This window comes from Klebsiella sp. MISC125 (assembly GCF_051131775.1).
GTDB lineage: Bacteria > Pseudomonadota > Gammaproteobacteria > Enterobacterales > Enterobacteriaceae > Klebsiella.
Genome location: NZ_CP180448.1, coordinates 2,432,689 through 2,454,591, shown reverse-complemented (window position 1 = coordinate 2,454,591; position 21,903 = coordinate 2,432,689). Strand labels below are relative to the sequence as shown.

Annotated in this window: 15 protein-coding genes and 1 pseudogene; 8 read left to right on the top strand and 8 right to left on the bottom strand. The window is 53.4% G+C overall.

From position 1 onward, the window contains the following. Positions 1-123: 123 nt before the first annotated feature. The 4 genes from ACMYSL_RS11575 to ACMYSL_RS11560 all read right to left on the bottom strand — a co-directional run bounded on the left by ACMYSL_RS11575 (position 124) and on the right by ACMYSL_RS11560 (position 6,851). The gene (locus tag ACMYSL_RS11575) at positions 124-1,014 is read right to left on the bottom strand and encodes an alpha/beta hydrolase (protein ID WP_434662926.1); all 891 of its coding nucleotides are present in this window, start codon (positions 1,012-1,014) and stop codon (positions 124-126) included. Positions 1,015-1,131: 117 nt separating this feature from the next. Continuing rightward, on the bottom strand, positions 1,132-3,912 hold the full coding sequence (locus ACMYSL_RS11570; protein WP_434662923.1) for a glycoside hydrolase family 3 protein: 2,781 nt from the start codon (positions 3,910-3,912) through the stop codon (positions 1,132-1,134). An 84-nt stretch (positions 3,913-3,996) separates the two neighbouring features. Beyond that, positions 3,997-5,388 (bottom strand): carbohydrate porin, encoded by a 1,392-nt coding sequence (locus ACMYSL_RS11565; RefSeq protein ID WP_434662921.1) that lies wholly within the window; start codon positions 5,386-5,388, stop codon positions 3,997-3,999. A gap of 104 nt (positions 5,389-5,492) precedes the next feature. Next, positions 5,493-6,851, bottom strand: a complete 1,359-nt coding sequence (locus ACMYSL_RS11560) for a glycoside-pentoside-hexuronide (GPH):cation symporter (RefSeq protein WP_434662918.1) — start codon at positions 6,849-6,851, stop codon at positions 5,493-5,495. Positions 6,852-7,318: 467 nt separating this feature from the next. Here ACMYSL_RS11560 and ACMYSL_RS11555 point away from each other — a divergent pair, with 467 nt between their 5' ends. From ACMYSL_RS11555 to ACMYSL_RS11545, 3 genes are all read left to right on the top strand, one after another. Beyond that, a complete protein-coding gene (locus tag ACMYSL_RS11555) occupies positions 7,319-9,055 on the top strand; it encodes an alpha,alpha-trehalase (protein WP_434662915.1) in 1,737 nt (578 codons plus the stop codon). A 148-nt stretch (positions 9,056-9,203) separates the two neighbouring features. Further along, entirely contained in the window at positions 9,204-10,055 is an 852-nt protein-coding gene (locus ACMYSL_RS11550) for a hypothetical protein (RefSeq protein ID WP_434662913.1), read from the top strand. A 15-nt stretch (positions 10,056-10,070) separates the two neighbouring features. Next, positions 10,071-10,892, top strand: a complete 822-nt coding sequence (locus tag ACMYSL_RS11545; protein WP_434662911.1) for a TIGR04222 domain-containing membrane protein — start codon at positions 10,071-10,073, stop codon at positions 10,890-10,892. Between the two features lie 55 nt (positions 10,893-10,947). On the opposite strand, the gene emtA is transcribed toward ACMYSL_RS11545, so the two are convergent. Continuing rightward, positions 10,948-11,559 carry a membrane-bound lytic murein transglycosylase EmtA gene (gene emtA / locus ACMYSL_RS11540; RefSeq protein ID WP_181485829.1) on the bottom strand — a complete coding sequence of 204 codons (612 nt, stop codon included), beginning with the start codon at positions 11,557-11,559 and terminating at the stop codon, positions 10,948-10,950. A 95-nt stretch (positions 11,560-11,654) separates the two neighbouring features. Between emtA and ldcA the strand changes: the two genes are divergently transcribed. Together ldcA and ACMYSL_RS11530 are read left to right on the top strand one after the other, a co-directional pair. Further along, positions 11,655-12,569, top strand: coding sequence for a muramoyltetrapeptide carboxypeptidase (gene ldcA, locus ACMYSL_RS11535; RefSeq protein WP_434662908.1), 915 nt, complete (start codon positions 11,655-11,657; stop codon positions 12,567-12,569). A 92-nt stretch (positions 12,570-12,661) separates the two neighbouring features. Continuing rightward, positions 12,662-14,329, top strand: a pseudogene (locus ACMYSL_RS11530) (potassium/proton antiporter); the annotation flags it as partial. Between the two features lie 82 nt (positions 14,330-14,411). Here ACMYSL_RS11530 and dadX read toward each other — a convergent pair. Next, positions 14,412-15,482, bottom strand: a complete 1,071-nt coding sequence (dadX, locus tag ACMYSL_RS11525; protein WP_434662906.1) for a catabolic alanine racemase DadX — start codon at positions 15,480-15,482, stop codon at positions 14,412-14,414. 12 nt (positions 15,483-15,494) lie between these two features. Continuing rightward, the gene (locus tag ACMYSL_RS11520; protein WP_182239530.1) at positions 15,495-16,793 is read right to left on the bottom strand and encodes a D-amino acid dehydrogenase; all 1,299 of its coding nucleotides are present in this window, start codon (positions 16,791-16,793) and stop codon (positions 15,495-15,497) included. Between the two features lie 321 nt (positions 16,794-17,114). Between ACMYSL_RS11520 and ACMYSL_RS11515 the strand changes: the two genes are divergently transcribed. After that, positions 17,115-18,647, top strand: coding sequence for a SpoVR family protein (locus ACMYSL_RS11515; protein WP_110274239.1), 1,533 nt, complete (start codon positions 17,115-17,117; stop codon positions 18,645-18,647). A 57-nt stretch (positions 18,648-18,704) separates the two neighbouring features. Here ACMYSL_RS11515 and fadR read toward each other — a convergent pair whose 3' ends face one another. Then, positions 18,705-19,424 carry a fatty acid metabolism transcriptional regulator FadR gene (gene fadR / locus ACMYSL_RS11510; protein WP_110274240.1) on the bottom strand — a complete coding sequence of 240 codons (720 nt, stop codon included), beginning with the start codon at positions 19,422-19,424 and terminating at the stop codon, positions 18,705-18,707. 245 nt (positions 19,425-19,669) lie between these two features. On the opposite strand from fadR, the gene nhaB reads away from it, so the two are divergent. Both nhaB and dsbB read left to right on the top strand, forming a co-directional pair. Further along, complete coding sequence (gene nhaB, locus ACMYSL_RS11505; protein WP_434664040.1) at positions 19,670-21,223, top strand: Na(+)/H(+) antiporter NhaB; 1,554 nt, start codon at positions 19,670-19,672, stop codon at positions 21,221-21,223. A 130-nt stretch (positions 21,224-21,353) separates the two neighbouring features. Continuing rightward, positions 21,354-21,884, top strand: coding sequence for a disulfide bond formation protein DsbB (gene dsbB, locus ACMYSL_RS11500; RefSeq protein ID WP_110274241.1), 531 nt, complete (start codon positions 21,354-21,356; stop codon positions 21,882-21,884). The last annotated feature ends 19 nt before the right edge of the window (positions 21,885-21,903 follow it).

Sequence of the window (21,903 nt, the reverse complement as noted above, 5' to 3'; positions counted from 1 at the left end):
CAGCGCGATGGCTTCACCATGCGCCGTCAAGCCGCACCGTTTCATTGCATAAAAAACAACCAGACGCTTTGCTTATTTATCGCCAAAAACGCACCAATATGGCGCAAGTTGATTCGCGCGATGCTAGCGCTTTGCTAACCACTGCGCGTAATGCGCGGGCCACTCGACGGTGGGCGTGCCGGGGCGCCCCATGGCAAAACCGTGACCACCGCGGGCGTAGCGGTACATGCTGACGGCAACCTGATGCTCACGACAGGCGGCGGCCATGATTAGCGTATTGTGTGGGTCAGAGACTTTATCGTCCTCTGCCTGAGCGAGAAAACAGGGCGGCGTCTGCGCGCTAACGTAAGTTTGTACCGACCAGGCGCGATCGACCTCTTCGCTGGCATGAGGTCCGGCGAGAATTCGATGCGTAGCGGTATGGGTATACGGCGGTTCGAGGGAAATAATCGGGTAAATCAGCGCCGCGCCGTCGACCCGGGGTGATATGTCATCCACGGCGTCGACTGGCGAGTAAGCGGCAAAATCGGACCGACAGGCCGCCATGCCCAGCAGATGCCCGCCAGCGGAAAAGCCCAACAAACTGACTTTTCCCTCGCGCTGGCGAATCAGGCGCAGCGCTCGCTGGGCATCCTGCAATGGTGCGAAGCCGCCCGCTTTCCATCCTTCACCGGGAAGGCGGTAGGTCAGCACATAGGCCGTATAGCCGCGCGCGGTTAGCCAGCGCGCAGCGGGCCAGGCTTCTTTCGCCATTTCAATGCGCCGATATCCACCGCCTGCGGCAATTAACACACCGTGACCGAGCGGCACGGCAGGACGCCATACCGTCAATTCAGGCTGAGCGATATGGCTTAGCGCGCCGCGTTCGGATAAGCGTCTGGGTCCGTCAGGACCGCCACCGCCAGGAGGCTCGCCCGGCCACAGGCGCAGCGTTGTCTGCGCTTCCATAGCCCGCGCGCGGCTCACCGCAAGCAGCGCGGCGGCGCTAAAGAATAAAAAATGACGTCGGTTCACTGGCGGCTCCTGATACGGGTATGACGGCAATAACACCATAAACGTTTTACCGATATCACATAATAATGTAGGCCGGGCAAGGTGCCAGCCGCCGCCCGGCAGAACCATCAATCATGGCTAATCATTTACGTGTCTCAGCTCCAGCCAGTCCACCACCAGACCCGGTTTGATAAAATCAAAGCCGACGCGATATTTCCCCGGTTGCAGCTCAAGCCGACACAGCTTCTGTACGATTTCTCGCCCGAGGGTACCGTTGGTCTGGATCGTCGCCACAAACTGGTCATTAAGCAGCAGATTGCAGGCGGTTTGCGCCAGCGCCGCGCCGTTAGCGTACACGCTCACCAGTACGTCATAAATCGCCGTCTGTTCAACGCTCAACACCAGATCTTCGTCATAGCGCAGCCGCGACTGCTCGGCAATTTTAATTGCCCCCTGACAGGTTCCAGCGCGCCCGGGTTCTGCCGCCAGGCGAATGATATCCGCCCGCGGTTTATCCCCGCGTTTAAAGACCTGGGTCTGCATGATAAAGTCGAGAATATTGATCGCACAGCGCTGAAGCTCGCCCAGGGTTAATTGGCCTTTTGCCAGCGCCTCCAGAGTATTATCCCCGCCCGCATTAACCTCCGCACCGTTATTATTCACCACCATATAAAGATCGTTCTGCGCGCGGATCATCGCCGCAGTGTTGTGGGTGCTTGCCGCGCCTCCGCTGACCGGATCGTTCATCGTTGCCCACCAGTCGGTCATCACAATACCGCGAAAGCCCCACTCCTCGCGCAGCACGGTGGTGGTGAGATCGTAATTAGAGGCAGCGTGATAGCCATTGACCGGGTTATAGGCGGTCATCACCGCGCTAGCGCTGCCGAATTTCACCGCGTACTCAAAGCCTTTGAGGTAGATTTCACGCAGCGCGCGCTCCGACACCACCGAGTCCGCTTTGGCCCTGGCGAACTCCTGGTTATTGCAGGCAAAGTGCTTAAGCGTCGCAATTCCGCCGCCGCTGCGAATGCCGCGAACCACCGCCGCCGCCATCATCCCGGTCAGCAATGGATCTTCGGAGAAATATTCAAAATTGCGGCCGTTGAGCGGATGGCGCTGGATATTCATCCCCGGCCCCAGCAGCAGGTCGATACCGTTACGCAACAGCTCTTTGCCCTCCATGACATATAGCCGTTCAACGAGAATCGGGTCCCAACTGGAAGCCAGCAGCGTGCCGCTGGGGAGCAGGGTCGCCTTCGCGCCGTTATCCATGCGAATACCTGAAGGGCCGTCGGCGGTCGATGCCAGCGGAATGCCTTTTTCCAGCAGGCTGTCGGCTACCCCGCCGAAGGCTGATGCGACGCCGGGGGTCACTTTATGGCTGCACATCCCTTCCCCGCGCACCAGGCAGGCCAGCTCTTCAACCGACAGCTGGGCAATAAACGCGTTCATCGTGGCGCGTCCTTCGGCGACGTCGCTAAGAGTCAGCCCCTGATTACCGGTGAGAGTGATGGTCTGCGGAAGACGCTCTTCGATGCGCGCACGCAGATTAATCTCCCGACGCGGAACATCCTCCCACTCAATCTGATAGCTGCCATCCTCGCCATCGGCAACCGGCTTAATGCGTACAAACGGCACCGTCGGCGCCAGTACCTGCTGATGGCGAGAGAGGACCCGCAGCGTCTTCTGCGTGTACCCGGCTTCTCCATCAACCGTCAGCAATTGCAAATCGCGAACGCTATTGCCCATCAGCAGGCGGTAAAGCCCCGGCTCCATCACATAACAATGGGGATGTCCGGTGGCTCCGCTGTCGTCCAGCGAGGCAAAGCGCTCCAGTGGGATACGCAGGGTTAAGGTTTCGCTTTCTCCCGGCTGTAACAGACGCGTTTTGGCGAAGGCCACCAGCACGCGCGCAGGTTTCCCCAGTGCGCCCTGCGGTGCCTGAAGATAAATCTGTACCACCTCTTTCCCCGAGAAAACGTCGCCGCTATTGGTGACCGTCACCGACGCCTGAATATGGTCGCCGAAAGCTTCTGCCCGCGCTGATTGCAGGGTAAAACGGGTATAAGAGAGGCCGAAACCAAAAGGGAATTGCAGGCGTTGTGGGCAAAAGGTTTCAAAATAGCGATAGCCGACGTAAATATCTTCCTGATAGAGATTTTGCGCTTGTGCTCCCCAGCAGGGTGATGCCGGATGGTCATCCAGCGACATAACGATGCTGCCGACCAGCTTGCCGGAAGGCGTCACATCGCCATACAGTAGCGAGGCTGCCGCCTGCGCGCCATCGGAGCCGCCGAGCCAGACGTACAGTAACGCGCGTATGCGCTTACGCAACAGGGGATCGTCAGCCCACGACAAATCAATCAGTCCGGCGGTATTCAGCACCACGACGACTTCATCAAACTCACGGCACACCTGGTGCAGCAGGCGCATCTCATCAGCGGTTAACCGATAGCCTCCTTCGACATCAGCATTATCCTGATCTTCACCTGCGGTACGCCCCAGCACAATCACCGCCTGCGTTGAAACGGCTCGCGCCTGGCGAATCTGTTCATCGCTCAGCGGCATTTCCTGCTGAAACCAGGGCTCAGCCGCCCATGCACCGCCGCCGTTATCAAACGGGTGATCATTGACCCACTGCTCATAAAGCGCGGCCAGTGACTCATTGAGCGTTCCACTGCTTCGCGCCCGTAAAGCCTGTAATAAGGTGGTATGACTCACCACGTTGACCGCCCCGCCCGAACCGGTGCCGCTGCGATAGTAGTTAATCTGCGTGCGGCCAAACACTGACACGGGCTGCTGAGCGCTAAGCGGCAACATGCCGCGATCGTTTCTCAGCAACACCGCGCCTTCGGCGGCGGCGGCGGTAGCAAATTCAGCAAACCCTTCCAGCGGGGTTCCCGCTTTACTGTCAAACATGGTGTCGTCCTGTTAACTCGCGCCTCCGTGGGAGGCTAAATGGCATAATGAGCAGAGCCCGCAAAAATGCGGGCTCTGTTTTGATCAGAAGAAATATTTGAAGCGGAGACGGCCGCCGTAACGGGAGTCTTCATTACCGTCACCGTGGGTCGGATTGGACTCAATCCATGACGCGTAGGCACCCAGGTAGACGTTGAAGTTCTTCATATTCATGACGTTCGGGAACAGGTACGAAGCATGAATGGTGTGGATGTCGTAGTCGCCCGGATCGGAGATCCAGCAGTTATCATCGCAGTTAGCGGCAAAATTGGCGGTGTTAAAGCTTTCAATTTTGTTGTGCGCGTAAATATAACCAAGCTCAAAACCATGCCACAGTGAGTTCACGCCAGCGGTGAAGTCAGTTTCATCCTCAGCGTCCATATAAGCCACGTTGAGATTAGTCACGACGCCATCTTCCGGATCGGTTTTTTGTCCGTTCCATGTCATCGTGTAGCCATAACCGGTACGGCTGGACTGGTCGACCCATTGGCCTTTAGCATTGTGATACCCGTAGGCATTGTTAACCACGTTGCTTTCCATCGCGATGGCCGTGGAGAAGCGCCCGCTATTCCACGCAATAACCGGGCGCAAATAGGCAACGTTTTTCTCATTTTCCAGATCGGTACCGTGATACTGCTCGTCCTGGAACAGCGTACTGCCATTTTCCAACAAAGTATTGAGTTCGAAATACCAGTTATCAACGGTTTTGCTCATCAGGAAGTTGCCGCCGCTGCTGCTACGACCGCGCCCTTCTTTCATCATGTAGATATAGCCGTAACCGTCGCTGTAGAGATCGTTGGCGGTGTTGCCAGAGTATTCAACAAAGGTATCCTGATTCAGCGGGAACATATCGTAGGCCTCAAAGCGCCCCACCTTCACCTTCCAGTCATTCTCCTGGCCAAAGAAGAAGACCGCATCATCAAGATTCATTTTGCCGGTCAGATCGGCCAGCGGCTGGACGGAAAAACCGGCAAAATTGCCGTTATCCATTTTGCGCATTCCGTCAAAACCCAACAGCAGACGACCGTTGATATCCCAGCGCTCGTTATTACCCGGTGCCCAGTCTTTATTGGCGGAGGTTTTTACCGAAGTCAGGCTACCGCTGCTGCTGGCGCCGTCCATATTGAATTCCACATCGCCATAAAACTTAATATCGCCATAACCGGATAGCGTCAGTTTGGTCGGTTCAGTCCCCGGAGCGACAGGCTCCGCTGATTCTACCTTCACTGTCGGGACATTTTTCGCCGCGACGGCCTGCTGCTGCGTTAGCGTCTGGATCTGAGCTTCCGCATCCGCAGCGCGTTGTTCAGCGTTAATTAATCTTTGCTCGAGCTGCGCAAGGCGTTTATTAATATCTTCGGAGGGACTATTTTTTGCTGCCATTACGCCAGTGGAAAATACGGCACTAATAACCAGAGCTAGATATTTCACTTTCATTATTACCATCCCTAATTTCGTTATTGTTTATTTCTTTCATCCTGGGCATAGCAGGGGCTATGTAGAAAATAATCTATATAACCCCTAAACCTGCTTTTGTATTATCAGGATTCTGCGAAAGTTCCGTTTTTCAAATCATCAACAATGCCATTCATTTTATTTTCGGTTAAGCCATAGAACCGAATGGATACTGCGGTAAGAACATAAAACACGGAGGGAACAAGGGTAAACAACAGCATCACGCCCTGCACGGCTGAAGCCGACTGCACTGCGGTATTAGCGGCATAATGGTAGTAAGCCAGCACCCAGCCGAGGATTGCGCCACCTACGGCCACGCCCAGTTTGATAACAAAAATATTGGCCGCGACGTTCATCCCGGTAATACGGCGCTGGGTTTTCCATTCGCCATAGTTATTGACATCGGTGATCATGGACCACTGCAACGCACCGTTACCACCCTGAATGATGGAAATCAGAATATGTACGCCAAGCACCAGAATCCAATATTGCACTGGAACCATAAAGCACACTACGCCCAACGCAGCAGTAATCAGGTTAACCCAGAAGGAAAATTTAATTTTGCAATAACGCGTACCGAACGGTTTTGCCAGCACCGAACCCAGCATTGAGGCAAACATCCCGCCGAGCATAAATATCGTTATCACATCAGCGCCTTTATTCAGCACGCTATTGACGTAATACACTACCGCACCACCGCGAATCACCACGGCAACCAGCATCATAAAGTTGTAGACCGAAAGAATACGCCACTGATCGTTACGAAAGAGAATTTTGACGTCACGAGTAATATTCAGATTCTCTTCTTTAATCGGCTGAACGCGTTCCTTGGTGGTCGCGAAGCAGATAATAAACATCAGACAACCGATAACACCGAATAACGCCATGGAGACCTGAATCCCGGTAGCACGGTCGCCCGGATAAAGAAAGTCAGCCAGCGGCAGGATAAATGCGGTACCCAGCGCACCACCAATTGGGGTGATGGCAAAACGCCAGGATTGCAGGGAGAGACTTTCACGCGGATCGGAAGTCAACGCGGCGCCCAGCGAGCAGTAAGGAATATTAATGGCCGTATACATCAACGTCATAAATATATATGCCGCTACCGCATAAACCACTTTACCTGAATCGGAGAAAGATGGAATGGAGTAAACCAGTACGCAGCTCACCGCAAATGGGACGCAAATAGCCAGCAGCCACGGACGGAAACGCCCCCAGCGGGTTGAGGTGGCATCCGCAATGGCCCCCATAATCGGATCGGTAATCGCATCCAGCAGACGGACCAGCAAAAACATCGTCCCCATCACGGCGGGCGGTAGACCATAAATATCGGTATAAAAGTAGGCCAGGATGGCCACGGATGAGTCAAACACGATATGACTCGCCGCGTCCCCCAAGCTATAACCTACTTTTTCTCTGACTGAAATTTTGTCGCCAGCAGACATACACCACTCCTTTATGCAAAAAATGAAACCGGTTTCTGTAATGTCTGCATTTTTCACTTATCTGGAGTCCTGATGCCATTATGTTTTTTTATAAATTATTTATGTTTTTTTATTTATGTGATCCTGTCAGGCATCAACGGTATTAATGCGCGGATTTTTGTTTGTCAGATCACATGTTTTAATCCGTGGCAGCTTATTTTTGAGTAAAAGGGCTGAGGTTATAAAAACCCCCATATAAGAATGCCATAGTGCTTGTCTATTTATTTTTCTTACTAGTGGATTACGTTTTTTATCAATTTTCTATATTCACCAAAATAATGTTTCCATCATTGATGGCAGGTCTACGGTAAATAGTCTGTTTTGGCGCAAAATGTTACCTCCGACACGCGCAGCGGCGGATATTCGTCTAAGGTTTTCTGATAACCGAATGCAGTGGCGCAAAGTCTACATGATAAGGAGAACCATCAATGAAGTGTTCTGTTTCCCATCGCCCCGCAACCCTGCCTTATGTTCTACGTCTGGCACTCGGCGGCGCGCTCTTCACCCTGGCGACGTTGACGGTACAGGCTGAAGAGCCTCGCCCAACCCCGCAATCACCGGACGTTCTGCTTGGCCCGCTGTTTAACGATGTGCAAAGCGCTAAACTCTTCTCCGACCAGAAAACCTTTGCCGATGCCGTCCCTAACAGCGACCCGTTGATGATCCTTGCTGATTACCGCATGCAGAAGAATCAGACCAGCTTCGACTTACGCCACTTCGTCGAGCTCAACTTTACCCTGCCAGGAGAGAGCGACCAGTACGTGCCGCCAAAGGGGCAGACGTTACGCCAGCATATTGACGGGCTGTGGCCGGTGCTCACCCGCAGTACCGTGGAAGTGGAAAAATGGGATTCGCTGCTGCCGTTGCCAAAACCTTATGTCGTTCCCGGCGGACGCTTTCGCGAGGTCTACTACTGGGACAGCTATTTCACCATGCTTGGCCTGGCGGAGAGCGGGCACTGGGATAAAATCGAAGATATGGTCACCAACTTCGCCGCTGAAATTGACGCCTGGGGCCATATCCCCAACGGCAACCGAACCTACTATCTGAGCCGCTCGCAGCCGCCGTTTTTCTCGTTTATGGTTGAACTACTGGCGACACATGATGGTGACGAGGCGCTTAAAAAATGGCTGCCCCAGATGGAGAAAGAGTACCAGTACTGGATGGATGGCGCGCAGGCGCTTGAGCCCGGCGGCGCGCACAAGCGCGTGGTGCGCATGGCTGATGGCGCGCTGCTAAACCGCTACTGGGATGATAACGACACCCCGCGCCCGGAATCCTGGCTGGATGATGTCACGACCGCCAAAAATAACCCTAACCGTCCGGCGACTGAGATCTATCGCGATCTGCGTTCTGCCGCAGCTTCCGGCTGGGATTTCAGCTCCCGCTGGATGGATAATCCCCAGCAGCTTGGCACCATCCGCACCACGAGCATCGTTCCGGTCGATTTGAACTCATTGATGTTCCATATGGAAAAGACCATCGCCCGTGCCAGTAAAGCGGCGGGAGACAACGCAAAAGCCGCGCAGTTTGACGCCTTAGCCAACGCCCGGCAGAAAGCGCTGGAACAATACCTGTGGAATGATAAAGAGGGCTGGTACGCGGATTACGATCTGAAAAGCCATAAGGTACGCAATCAGCTGACCGCTGCGGCGCTGTTCCCGCTGTACGTCAACGCTGCCTCCAGCGAACGCGCGGCGAAAGTCGCCGCCGCGACCGAATCCCGTTTGCTCAAACCTGGCGGCATAACGACCACTACGGTGAACAGCGGCCAGCAGTGGGATGCGCCGAACGGCTGGGCACCGCTTCAGTGGGTCGCCGCTGAGGGCCTGCAAAAATATGGTCAGGAGAAAATAGCCATGGAGGTGAGTTGGCGTTTCCTGAGCAACGTTCAGCACACCTACGACAGCAAGCAGAAGCTGGTTGAAAAGTATGATGTCAGCTCGACGGGTACCGGCGGCGGCGGTGGCGAATATCCGTTACAGGACGGCTTTGGCTGGACCAACGGCGTCACGCTGAAGATGCTGGATCTGCTGTGTCCGAAAGAGAAACCGTGTGACTCCGTTCCCACTACGCGCCCGGCGGCAAATGACGACGTCGGTCAGGCGGCACAGCCCGCAGCGAATGAACCGGCTACGCCAGAGGATAAAAAAGCCACACAATAAACCTTCGCGCGGCGGGCTTCCGTCGCGCATCTTCCTTTAGAGTATTTCCGCTGTTATCTTTTTACGGGTATCTTGAGCACCATACCACTCTGGCTACCGGGAAGGATCTCCCGAAAAATCATGCCATGACTGACACAAGGAATAAAAAGTGAAAACAGCCGTCAGTTTTATCTCCGATTTACACCCATTATCCTTTATGGGCTATTACGTTTTATCCACCACGGTGATATATATCCTGGTAAATATCATTATCAAGATGGCTCGCCCTTGTGAGAAAGGCACTCCGGTACCGCCCCCCTATTCCATTCCTCCCTCTTTTTTAGCCTGGCTGCATAATAAAGGCACCAGCGTTATTCAGTTGGCGATGTTCAGGCTATTAAGAAAAAACTACGTCACTATTATTCACTCCGCCCAGGGTATCGAGCTATGCGCAAATCAGCAGTACGCCGAGGACAAAATGACCTGTGTAGAAAAAATACTCTTTGATCATTTTTCTACGCCAAAACCCAGCGACAAGGATTTACCCATAACCCTCTACGTCGCCGAGAAAAATCACTGGTCTGAAGATACCCGCTGCGCAGGCCTGATGCTAAGCCCCACGCAACAAACGTGGAACACGCTGCTAATTGCCGTTCCTTCGATTTTTTTAATCGCCACCTTAGCCTGGAAAACGTTGTTCGATAATAATGCTCTGCTGAATTCCGGCGTATTCAGCTGGCTTGTTATGCTTGTGGTTTCCGGCCTGTGGTGGCTATGGATGTTATTCATCACCTTAAATGCGACCCGCTTCGACAGGGAAGGAATCTCAATTAATCTTCTGCGTGGTTATGTTGATAAATTAAAGGATACCCTTATCGCCGATAAGGAACAGATGACGGATGAAATAGCCGACTATTGCGTCGCCATCGGCAAAACCAACCAGCTCCCCGAGAGATATCGCGAATACCAGGAAGTCATCAGACTGGTAAATTATCCATTTTCTGTGCAACGGCTCGATTAACCAAAGGGGAATAGCGTGTGGGATTTCATTATGCATATGCACCCTCTGGTGTTTCTCGTCTGTTTTGCCATTATCATTCCGGTCATTTATTTTCTTATAGGGATTATCATCACCCTGACACGGCCTGCGGCTAAAACTCAACTGAACGTTACCGATATCGACCCGTGGTTATTGGCGTGGATTGATGGTGAAGGGACAAGGGTGATTCAGCTGGCAATGTTTAGCTTATTATATAAAAAATATCTGTGGAGCCCGGAGGCCGTGCTGATTTTAGCCAATGGCCGCTATGCGTCCTGCGAAATGAACGTTATAGAAAGAATATTATTTGACCATTTCGAGGTACGAAAACCGTGTCACGAAGATCTGCCCTCCAGCCTCAGCATCGCCAGAATCAACATCTGGCAGGAACATATACGCAATGCAGGTATTGCCTTAAGTCCACTACGCCGCTGGTGTAATGTGCTGATGATCGGCATTCCTTCGATGACCCTGGGAGCAATATTAGTTTGTAGAGTGCTTATCTATCACAACATCGCCGACAGCATCTTTAGTTGGTTGTTAATGCTTATAGGCTGTTCGCTGTGGTTGCCATTATGGATAAGCACCATATGGGAGCAAAACCGTCTGGATTTCAACGGTATCTCTCATAATGCCGCCCATGCCTGCATTGATGCTTTACGAGCAAAACTCGCGAGCAATGGGGATGAAATGAATGACGCCACGGCCATGCTCTATGTTGCGGTAAACGGCATGGATTCCCTTTCTGAACACTATCGGGAATATAAAGAGTTGATTGGGCCGATAAGTGATATCACTTCGCTTCGCACAGAGGATTAGGTTGCCTGAAAAGTTTACCCCGCAGGACGCAATACCTGCGGGGTGAGGGGATGTCTTACATCGCGTCCAGCGCTTTCTGTAACTTCCAGATATAGCGCGGGGCCTGCGGGGCTGGATGTTTCTTCGCTACGTGCTCAAAAAAATCATCGGCATCCATATCGTTAATGTCATCAATCGCATCCTGGCGATTAGACGAGAACGTGCGCAGCAGCGCGCCCGCGCCGTTGGCATAGGAAACCACCACCGCATAACGCATCACCTGAGGGTCCTTAATACCGGCCAGCGGACCGTTTTCAAGGATGCTCAGATAAGCGGCGCCCATGGAAATATTGCGCTCAGGATTTTTCAGCTCGCTCACCGAAGGATCGCCGCTCCAGCCCATGCGCCGGTAGACGTCGCGACCGGATGTCGAAGGTTTAAGTTGCATCAGGCCAACCGCGCCCGATTTGCTGACCACCGTCGGGTTGCCACCGGACTCAATGGCGATGATTGCGGTAATCAGCTGCGGGTCAACGCCCCACGCCGCACCGGCTTTTTCACTGATTGGCATCCACTGCATCGCCCGCTTAACCGGGACTTCCGCGTTCCACGGCGGATTACGATAATCATGTTTCGAGCTACAACCGGCCAACAAGACCACTAAAAAAACACACCATCTCAATTTCACACATCTATCCTTATTGGCTGAAGTTTGCCGCCTGAAGATGACAATAAACGCTCCAGGCGGCATGATAACCCTTTCATTCTTAGCAAGGAATTGTCATGTCTCAGTTTTATCTCATCGCTCCTTCCGGTTATTGCATCAACCAGGAGGCGGCGAACCGCGGCGTTCAACGTCTGCAGGAGGCCGGACATCAGGTCACGCACGAAGAGGTTATCCCTCGCCGGGCGCTGCGTTTCGCCGGAGCTGAGAGTGAGCGCCTTGCCGATATCAACCAGCTCGCCTCTCTCGACGGCAAAAACCGCATCGTGCTGGCGGTACGCGGTGGCTACGGCGCGACTCGCCTGCTGCCGCACATTGACTGGTCAGGGCTGGTCGCTCGCCAGCAGCAGGATCCTCTACTCATTTGCGGCCATAGCGATTTCACCGCAATTCAAATAGGCCTGCTGGCAAAGGGTAGCATAATCACTTTTAGCGGCCCGATGCTGGCCGGAAACTTTGGCGCTGAAACGCTTAATGAATTTACCGATCATCATTTCTGGCAGGCGTTGCATAATCCGGCGTTTACGCTTGAATGGCACGGCGATGGGCCGAGCTGTCGCGCCGACGGCACCCTGTGGGGCGGTAATCTGGCGATGCTAACCTCGCTTATCGGTACGCCGTGGCTACCGCAAATTAGCGACGGCATTCTGGTCCTGGAGGATATTAACGAGCATCCGTTCCGCGTCGAAAGAATGCTGTTGCAGTTGCTCAATAGCGGCATTCTGGCGCGCCAGCGGGCGATTATTCTCGGCAGCTTTACCGGAGCAAACGCCAATGACTACGACGCCGGATATGACCTGCCGATGGTATACGACTACCTTCGCGCGCAGCTTAACATCCCTGTCATCAGCGGCCTGGATTTCGGCCATGAACAGCGTACCGTGACCCTACCGCTCGGTGCGCGGGCGCTGCTGGTGAACAACGCGTCCATCACCACGTTAACCATTAGTGGGCATCCGGTGCTGGCCGAATAAAAATTCCTCTAACGCATATCCTGATAAGCGTCAGATTGTTAAAATGGTGTAGTTTTTAATTAATCTTCACGCCAGTAAGGAGTACGTCAACATTGGACGCCGCTGCGGTCATTAGTCTGTTTATTCTGGGTTCTGTTTTAGTAACCTGTAGCATCTTATTAAGTTCCTTTTCCTCACGCCTCGGCATCCCCATTCTGGTTATCTTCTTAGCTATTGGGATGCTGGCAGGCGTTGACGGTATCGGCGGCATCCCGTTTGACAACTATCCTTTCGCCTATATGGTGAGCAACCTGGCGCTGGCGGTGATTCTGCTGGATGGCGGGATGCGCACCCAGGCCAGTTCCTTTCGCGTTGCTCTGTGGCCCGCGCTTTCACTCGCCACGGTGGGGGTATTAATAACCTCCGCCCTGACCGGCATGATGGCAGCCTGGCTATTCAACCTCAATCTGATTGAAGGAATGCTGATCGGCGCAATCGTCGGCTCGACCGATGCGGCGGCGGTATTCTCGCTGCTTGGTGGCAAAGGCCTGAACGAACGCGTCGGCTCCACGCTGGAGATAGAGTCCGGCAGCAACGATCCGATGGCGGTGTTCCTGACCATTACTCTTATCGAAATGATTCAGCAGCACGAAACCGGCCTGAGCTGGATATTCGTGGTGCATATCGTACAGCAGTTCGGACTGGGCATTGCCATTGGTCTCGGCGGCGGCTATCTGCTGCTACAGATGATCAACCGCATTGTGCTGCCTACCGGTCTTTACCCTCTGCTGGCGCTGAGCGGCGGGATCATGATTTTTGCTGTAACCACCTCACTGGACGGCAGCGGCATCCTCGCAGTGTATCTGTGCGGCTTCCTGCTGGGCAACCGACCGATTCGTAACCGCCACGGCATTCTGCAAAACTTTGATGGCCTGGCGTGGCTGGCGCAAATCGCCATGTTCCTTGTGCTTGGTCTGCTGGTGACACCGTCCGATCTCTGGCCCATCGCTATCCCGGCGCTGATCCTGTCGATGTGGATGATTTTTATCGCTCGACCGCTGTCGGTGTTTGCCGGTCTGCTGCCATTTCGCGGTTTTAATCTGCGCGAGCGCATTTTCATCAGCTGGGTCGGCCTGCGCGGCGCGGTGCCAATTATTCTCGCCGTCTTCCCGATGATGGCAGGGCTGGAGAACGCGCGCTTGTTCTTCAACGTGGCCTTCTTCGTGGTGTTGGTATCGCTGCTGCTGCAGGGAACATCGTTATCGTGGGCGGCGAAAAAGGCCAAAGTGGTGGTGCCGCCGATTGGTTCGCCTATCTCCCGCGTCGGGCTGGATATTCACCCGGAGAATCCGTGGGAACAGTTCGTCTATCAGCTCAGCGCTGAGAAGTGGTGCATTGGTGCGGCCTTGCGCGATCTTCATATGCCACCAGAAACGCGCATTGCGGCATTGTTTCGCGACAACGTTCTGCTGCACCCCACCGGCAGCACGCGCCTGCTGGAAGGCGACATTCTCTGCGTAATCGGCCGCGAGCGCGATCTGCCCGCACTGGGTAAAATGTTTAGCCAGTCGCCGCCGGTGGCGCTCGATCAGCGTTTCTTCGGTGATTTCATTCTTGATGCCAACGCGAAGTTCGCCGATGTGGCGCAGATTTACGGCATTGACGGCGGCGAAGAGTTCCGCGACCAGCAGCAGTCGCTAGGCGACGTTGTCCAGCATCTATTAGGCGCAGCACCGGTTGTCGGCGATCAGGTGGAGTTTGCCGGGATGGTGTGGACGGTGGCGGAAAAAGAGGAAGATCACGTCCTGAGAGTCGGCGTTCGGATGGCGGAAGATGAGGCGGAGTGATCCGCCTCACATTAAGTTACAGCGTCACAACCGGCACTCGCGGCGCAAGAGCGCACATGAGTTCATAACCGACGGTGCCGCTGGTCGCAGCGACATCGTCAATTTTAATCTCTTTACCCCACAGTTCGACCGGTGTGCCAATCCCCGCCTGCGGGCAAGGGGTTAAATCCACCGCCAGCATATCCATCGATATCCGCCCTACGGTTGTCGTGCGTATGCCGTCAACTAGCACTGGCGTACCGCTCGGCGCTAAGCGGGGATAACCATCGGCATATCCGCAGGCCACGATGCCAATTCGCTGCTCCTGCGTGGTCCTGTAAATGCCGCCATATCCCACAGCTTCACCGGGTTTCAGATTCTGCACGCCGATAATCTCGCTGCTTAACGTCATCACCGGCTTCAGCCCGGTATTAGCCACATCCTGCCACAGACCGGAAGGCGAAGCGCCATAGAGTACAATCCCCGGTCTGACCCAGTTAAAATGCGACTCCGGATGCCACAGGGTTGCCGCTGAGTTAGCCAGCGATCGCGGGCAATCCAGCCCTTCGGCAGCCTGCTCAATGCGCCGCATCGGCTCCACAATTCCATGCGGATTTTCCGCTTCGGCAAAGTGCGACATCAGCGTCATTTCACTGACGTTCTTGAGCCCCCGTAGCTGCTGCCAGACGATTTGCAGACGGTCCGGCATAAAGCCCAGCCGATTCATGCCGCTATTAACCTTGACGTAAATATCAAGCGGTGCGTGGAGTTTTGCTTGCTGTAGCGCTTTTATTTGCCAGTTACTGTGCACGCTGGTCGTCAGGCGGTATTTATCAAACAGCGCCAGTTCATCAGCGTGGAAGAAACCCTCCAGCATCAGTATCGGCCCTTTCCAGCCCAGTTCACGCAGCAGGATCGCCTCTTCCAGATTTAACATGGCGAAACCGTCTGCCGCGCTTAGCGCATTCCAGACCCTCGCCAGACCGTGGCCATATGCATTCGCTTTAACGACCGCCCACAGGCGCGAGCCAGGCGCCGCGCGGCGAACAATTTGCTGATTTTGTCGTAAGGCTGACATATCAATGCTGGCCTTGACCGGACGGGACATGAAAGCTCCTTGTTAATTGTGAACACCGTGCAGATGTTGAGCGCGAGTCGGGATAAAACCACGACCGTAGCGGGCAACGGCAAGATCATCATACGGGATCGCCGGAGTACGCCCGGAAATCAGATCGCTAATCAGCTGTCCGGAACCGCAAGCCATCGTCCAGCCCAGAGTACCGTGCCCGGTGTTCAACCACAGATTTTTATACGCTGTGCGACCGACCACTGGCGTACCATCTGGGGTCATTGGGCGCAGCCCGGTCCAGAATGTCGCTTGTTCAACGTGTCCACCGCGCGGGAACAGATCGCGTACCACCATCTCCAGCGTTTCACGCCTGGGCTGCAACAGCTCTTTATTAAAACCGACAATCTCCGCCATCCCGCCGACGCGAATACGATTATCAAAGCGGGTGATGGCGATTTTGTAAGTTTCATCAAGAATAGTCGATACCGGCGCGCCGTCTTCATGTGCAATTGGAATCGTTAGTGAATAGCCTTTCAGCGGATAAACCGGAATATCCACCAGCCCTTTCAGCATCGCCGTTGAATATGAACCCATAGCCATGACGTAAGCGTCGGCTTTGATGATTTCAGCTCCGCACTTCACACCGGAGATTTGCTCTCCTTCATATAACAGAGCATCTACTGAAGTATTAAACCGGAAAGTCACGCCCGCCTGCTCAGCCATCAACGCCAGACGCGTGGTAAAGAGCTGGCAGTCACCCGTTTCATCATTCGGTAAGCGCAAACCGCCAGTCAGCTTGTGGCTCACTTCAGCCAGTGCCGGTTCAACTTCCAGCAGTCGATTCGCTTCCAGTAGTTGATAAGGCACCCCCGCATCCTGCAGTACCGCGATATCACGGGTGGCATTTTCGAACTGTTTGTCGGTACGAAAAAGCTGGAGGGTGCCGCCCTGACGGCCTTCATACTGGATTCCGGTGCTTTCGCGCAGCGCTTTCAGGCAATCGCGACTATATTCCGCCAGCCGTACCATGCGCCCTTTATTTTCCATGTAGTGGCGAGTGTCGCAGTTGCGCAGCATCTGCCACATCCATTTCAACTGGAACTGGGTGCCATCAAGACCGATGGCCAGAGGAGCGTGTTTCTGGAACATCCATTTAATCGCCTTCAGCGGCACGCCTGGTGCCGCCCACGGTGCGGCATAGCCCGGAGAGATCTGTCCGGCGTTAGCAGCACTGGTCTCTTCAGCGGGACCCGGTTGGCGGTCGATAACCGTCACCTGATGTCCTGCCTGGCTTAAATACCATGCACTCGCGACCCCAACCACCCCACTTCCCAGTATGACGATTCGCATAGCGACTCCGTAATAGTTAAAGAACAATCATCTGATTACAAATTGATAACTCAGATGAAAATATTATTCAACATACGCTTTATTTATGGTGACTTATCTCACACGATGCCGCGTGATACCTGACACCAATGTTTTACTATCTCCTGCTACGCTTCATTTTTACGCAGAATAAAATTCTGATTAAAGTAATGAATAACGCCTTTAAGATTGTGAAATCGCGAAGAAAAGAAATTGCTGGCGGACGCAGTTTGTAGCACCGTGTTCTATGCTTGTTATGAGGTTTTCCGTACAGAGAGAACCATCAACAACGAGGGCGCGCTAATGGCTACGATTGATTCCATGAACAAGGACACAACCCGTTTAAGCGATGGACCCGACTGGACTTTTGAGCTGCTGGAGACCTATCTGGCAGAAGTCGATCGGGTAGCGAAGCTGTATCGTCTTGACACCTATCCGCACCAAATCGAAGTCATTACTTCCGAGCAGATGATGGATGCTTACTCCAGCGTCGGCATGCCGATTAACTACCCGCACTGGTCGTTCGGTAAAAAATTCATCGAGACCGAGCAAGCCTACAAACATGGTCAGCAAGGTCTGGCCTATGAAATCGTCATTAACTCCAACCCCTGCATCGCGTATTTGATGGAAGAGAACACCATTACCATGCAGGCACTGGTGATGGCGCACGCCTGTTACGGACATAACTCGTTCTTCAAAAACAACTACCTGTTCCGCAGTTGGACCGATGCCAGCTCGATCATTGACTATCTGATCTTTGCGCGTAAATACATCACCGAATGTGAAGAGCGCTATGGCGTTGATGAAGTCGAAAAACTGCTCGACTCCTGTCATGCGCTAATGAACTATGGCGTTGACCGCTACAAACGCCCACAGAAAATCTCCCTCCAGGAGGAGAAGGCGCGGCAGAAAAGCCGTGAGGAGTATCTGCAAAGCCAGGTGAATATGCTGTGGCGTACCTTGCCGAAGCGCGAGGAGGAAAAAACCATTGAAGCGGCGCGCCGCTATCCTTCCGAGCCACAGGAAAACCTGCTCTATTTCATGGAGAAAAACGCGCCGCTGCTGGAACCGTGGCAACGTGAAATCCTGCGCATCGTGCGCAAAGTCAGCCAGTACTTTTATCCGCAGAAGCAGACGCAAGTCATGAACGAAGGCTGGGCAACGTTCTGGCACTACACCATCCTTAATCATCTTTATGATGAAGGAAAAGTGACGGAGCGCTTTATGCTGGAGTTCCTGCACAGCCACACCAATGTCGTGTTCCAGCCGCCCTACAATAGCCAGTGGTACAGCGGGATTAACCCGTATGCTCTGGGCTTTGCGATGTTCCAGGATATTAAGCGTATTTGTCAGTCACCGACGGAAGAGGATAAATATTGGTTCCCGGATATTGCCGGTTCTGATTGGTTAGAAACGCTGCACTTTGCGATGCGTGATTTCAAAGATGAGAGCTTCATCAGCCAGTTCCTGTCGCCGAAAATCATGCGTGATTTCCGCTTCTTTACCGTGCTGGATGATGATCACAATAACTACCTGGAAATTTCAGCTATTCATAATGAAGAGGGTTATCGTGAGATTCGCGCGAAGCTTTCAGCACAGTACAACCTGAGCAACCTTGAGCCGAATATTCAGGTATGGAACGTCGATCTGCGCGGCGACCGCTCGTTAACTCTGCGCTACGTGCCGCATAACCGCGTGCCGCTGGATAAGGGACGCCGTGAGGTCCTCAAGCATGTGCACCGACTGTGGGGATTTGACGTTTTGCTGGAACAACAAAATGCCGATGGCAGCGTTGAATTGCTCGAACGCACTCCGCCGCGGCAAAACCCGCTATAACCTTGAAAAGCAAAACGCCCGGTTTCTCGCCGGGCGTTTTTTATCATATGGTCTTGCTTAACGCATATTCATGGCTAAGTCGCCCGGCAGGTTTTTCTGCATACGATGCCAAATCTCACCGCTGTCATGCCCGTAGCGACGCACGATTTCATAAACCTGTTCATGTAGGCCCTCTTCACACACCTTTGCCAACTGGTGATAGAAGCCAAGCGCCAGGCTACGCGCTTCCGGATTAGCAAAGTAGTGGCGGCCAATTCGGGTATACAGCCCCTTCATCCCATTGATAATCAGGCCATAAATCGGGTTGCCTGAAGCAAAAGCCAAACCGCGGAAAACGTTGTAATCCAGCTCAGCAAAGGCATCGGCATGATCTTCGATTTCGCGCGCCCGAGCCAGCACTTCCAGCGCTTTGTCCGGATGTTGACGGAAAGCGGTACGAATGAAGATAGTTGAAATATTGGTGCGAACCGACAGCAGATTATCAATCAACTGCGGTACGCTATCGTGATCAAGGCGCGCCAGGGTTTCAAGAATATTAAGCCCTGAGGTTTCCCAGAAATTATTCACCTTCGTAGGTTTGCCATGCTGAATGGTCAACCAGCCATCGCGGGCCAGACGTTGCAACACTTCACGTAAGGTTGTACGGGTCACACCAATCAGTTCAGAAAGTTCACGTTCAGCGGGAAGGATCGTGCCGGGAGGAAAACGGTTATTCCAGATACTTTCAATGATGTACTCTTCAGCGAAACCCGCCGGGCTTTGCGCCTTAATGACCATAATAAGATTTCCATTACACAGCGTTGCAAATTCTACTCATCATACCAGAGCCGCTATAGGGCAGATAGCGCCTGAAAGTAATTAAAAAGGGATCGCCGTTTCATTTTCAACTTTTCATTTCACACTTTCACTTCCTGATGAACGCGATGCGAAGAAAGTTGCGCCCCTTTTTGCGCAACTGGTAATCTTGCATATAGTAACGTATAAAATCTTGTTTCAATTTTGACGGAGAAAGGATGTCTGTCGTGGAAATCTCTTATGGTCGCGCCCTATGGCGCAATTTTCTTGGCCAGTCTCCGGACTGGTATAAGCTCACTCTCATTATTTTCTTAATTATTAACCCGATAGTGTTTTATCTTCATCCGTTTATTGCCGGATGGTTGCTGGTTATCGAGTTTATCTTCACTCTGGCGATGGCTCTCAAATGTTATCCGCTGCTGCCGGGCGGTCTGTTGGCCATTGAAGCTGTTTTTATTGGTATGACCAGTCCGGGGCATATCCGGGCAGAGGTTGCCAGTAATCTTGAAGTCCTGCTGCTGCTGATGTTCATGGTGGCGGGTATCTACTTCATGAAACAGCTGCTGCTATTCATCTTCACCCGTCTGCTATTAGGTATTCGCAGCAAAATGCTGTTGTCGCTGGCGTTTTGCGTCGCGTCCGCCTTTCTTTCCGCCTTTCTGGACGCGTTGACCGTTGTGGCGGTGGTGATTAGCGTCGCCGTTGGCTTTTATGGCATTTATCATAAGGTTGCTTCGGCGCGGCCGGACGATGACGATCTGCTCGACGATAGCCATATCGATCAGCACTATCGCGATGTGCTGGAGCAATTTCGCGGTTTCCTGCGCAGCCTGATGATGCATGCCGGGGTTGGTACAGCGCTTGGCGGCGTAATGACCATGGTTGGCGAGCCGCAGAACCTGATTATCGCCAAAGCCGCGGGTTGGCAATTTGGTGAGTTTTTCTTGCGTATGATGCCGGTCACGCTGCCGGTATTCGTGTGCGGCCTGGTCACCTGTCTGCTGCTGGAGAAGTTCCGTATCTTTGGCTATGGCGAACCGCTGCCACCCACCGTGCGTAAAGTGCTGCAAGATTTCGACGATCGCAGCCGCCAGACTCGTAGTCGCCAGGATCGCCTGCGTCTTATCGCTCAGGGTATTATTGGCGTCTGGCTTATCACAGCGCTGGCGCTGCACCTTGCTGAAGTTGGCCTGATTGGTCTGTCGGTGATCATTCTGGCTACCACCTTCTCCGGGATAACCGATGAACACGCTATCGGCAAAGCATTTACCGAGGCCCTGCCGTTTACCGCACTGCTAACGGTCTTTTTCGCCATAGTGGCAGTGATTATCGATCAGCAGCTGTTTGCCCCAGTGATTGAATTTGTCCTGGAGGCTTCGCCGCATGCCCAACTGTCACTGTTTTATCTGTTTAACGGTCTGCTGTCGTCGATTTCCGATAACGTCTTTGTTGGCACGGTCTACATCAATGAAGTAAAGGCAGCCCTGGAGCAAGGCACCATCAGCATGCAGCAATTTGAGCTGCTGGCGGTGGCCATTAATACCGGTACCAACCTGCCGTCTGTTGCCACGCCGAATGGTCAGGCGGCATTTCTGTTCCTGCTGACGTCCGCTCTGGCACCGCTGATCCGTCTCTCCTATGGTCGTATGGTGTGGATGGCGTTGCCTTATACCATCGTCCTGGCCCTGGTAGGCCTGGCATGCGTCGAGTATAGCTTGATGCCAGCCACCCAGTGGATGCTGGATCAAGGCTGGCTGGTTACGCCGCAGTTGCTTAAATAAAAACGGGAGTACCCAGGCGGCAAGTTTGGGTACTCCATATTCGTTTACGTAATATTTTCAGACTAGCTGCTGGCGTCGCTTCGGTTTTCGTTTACACTGCCATGATTTAGCATGTTCCAGGGAAATGATTATGTTGCGATTTTTAAACCAGTGCTCAAGGGGACGCGGTGCCTGGCTCCTGATGGCGCTAACCGCGTTTATTCTTGAATTGGTTGCACTGTGGTTCCAGCACGTGATGTTGCTACAACCGTGCGTACTGTGTATTTACGAACGCAGCGCGTTGTTCGGCGTGATGGGGGCTGGTATTGTCGGCGCCATTGCCCCAAAATCACCGCTGCGCTATGTAGCGATTGTTATCTGGCTCTACAGCGCCTTACGCGGGCTACAGCTGGCATGGGAGCACACCATGATTCAGCTTCACCCTTCCCCCTTCCAGACCTGTGATTTTGCCGCGCGCTTCCCAACTTGGCTGCCGCTGGATAAATGGCTGCCTCAGGTATTCGTCGCTACCGGCGACTGTTCCGTGCGCCAGTGGGAGTTCCTGACGCTGGAAATGCCGCAGTGGCTGGTTGGGATCTTTGCCGCCTACCTGGTTATCGGCGTACTGGTGCTTATCGCTCAGCCGTTCAAGCCGAAAAAGCGCGATCTCTTCGGCCGCTAAAACCAGTTACAACTAAGGC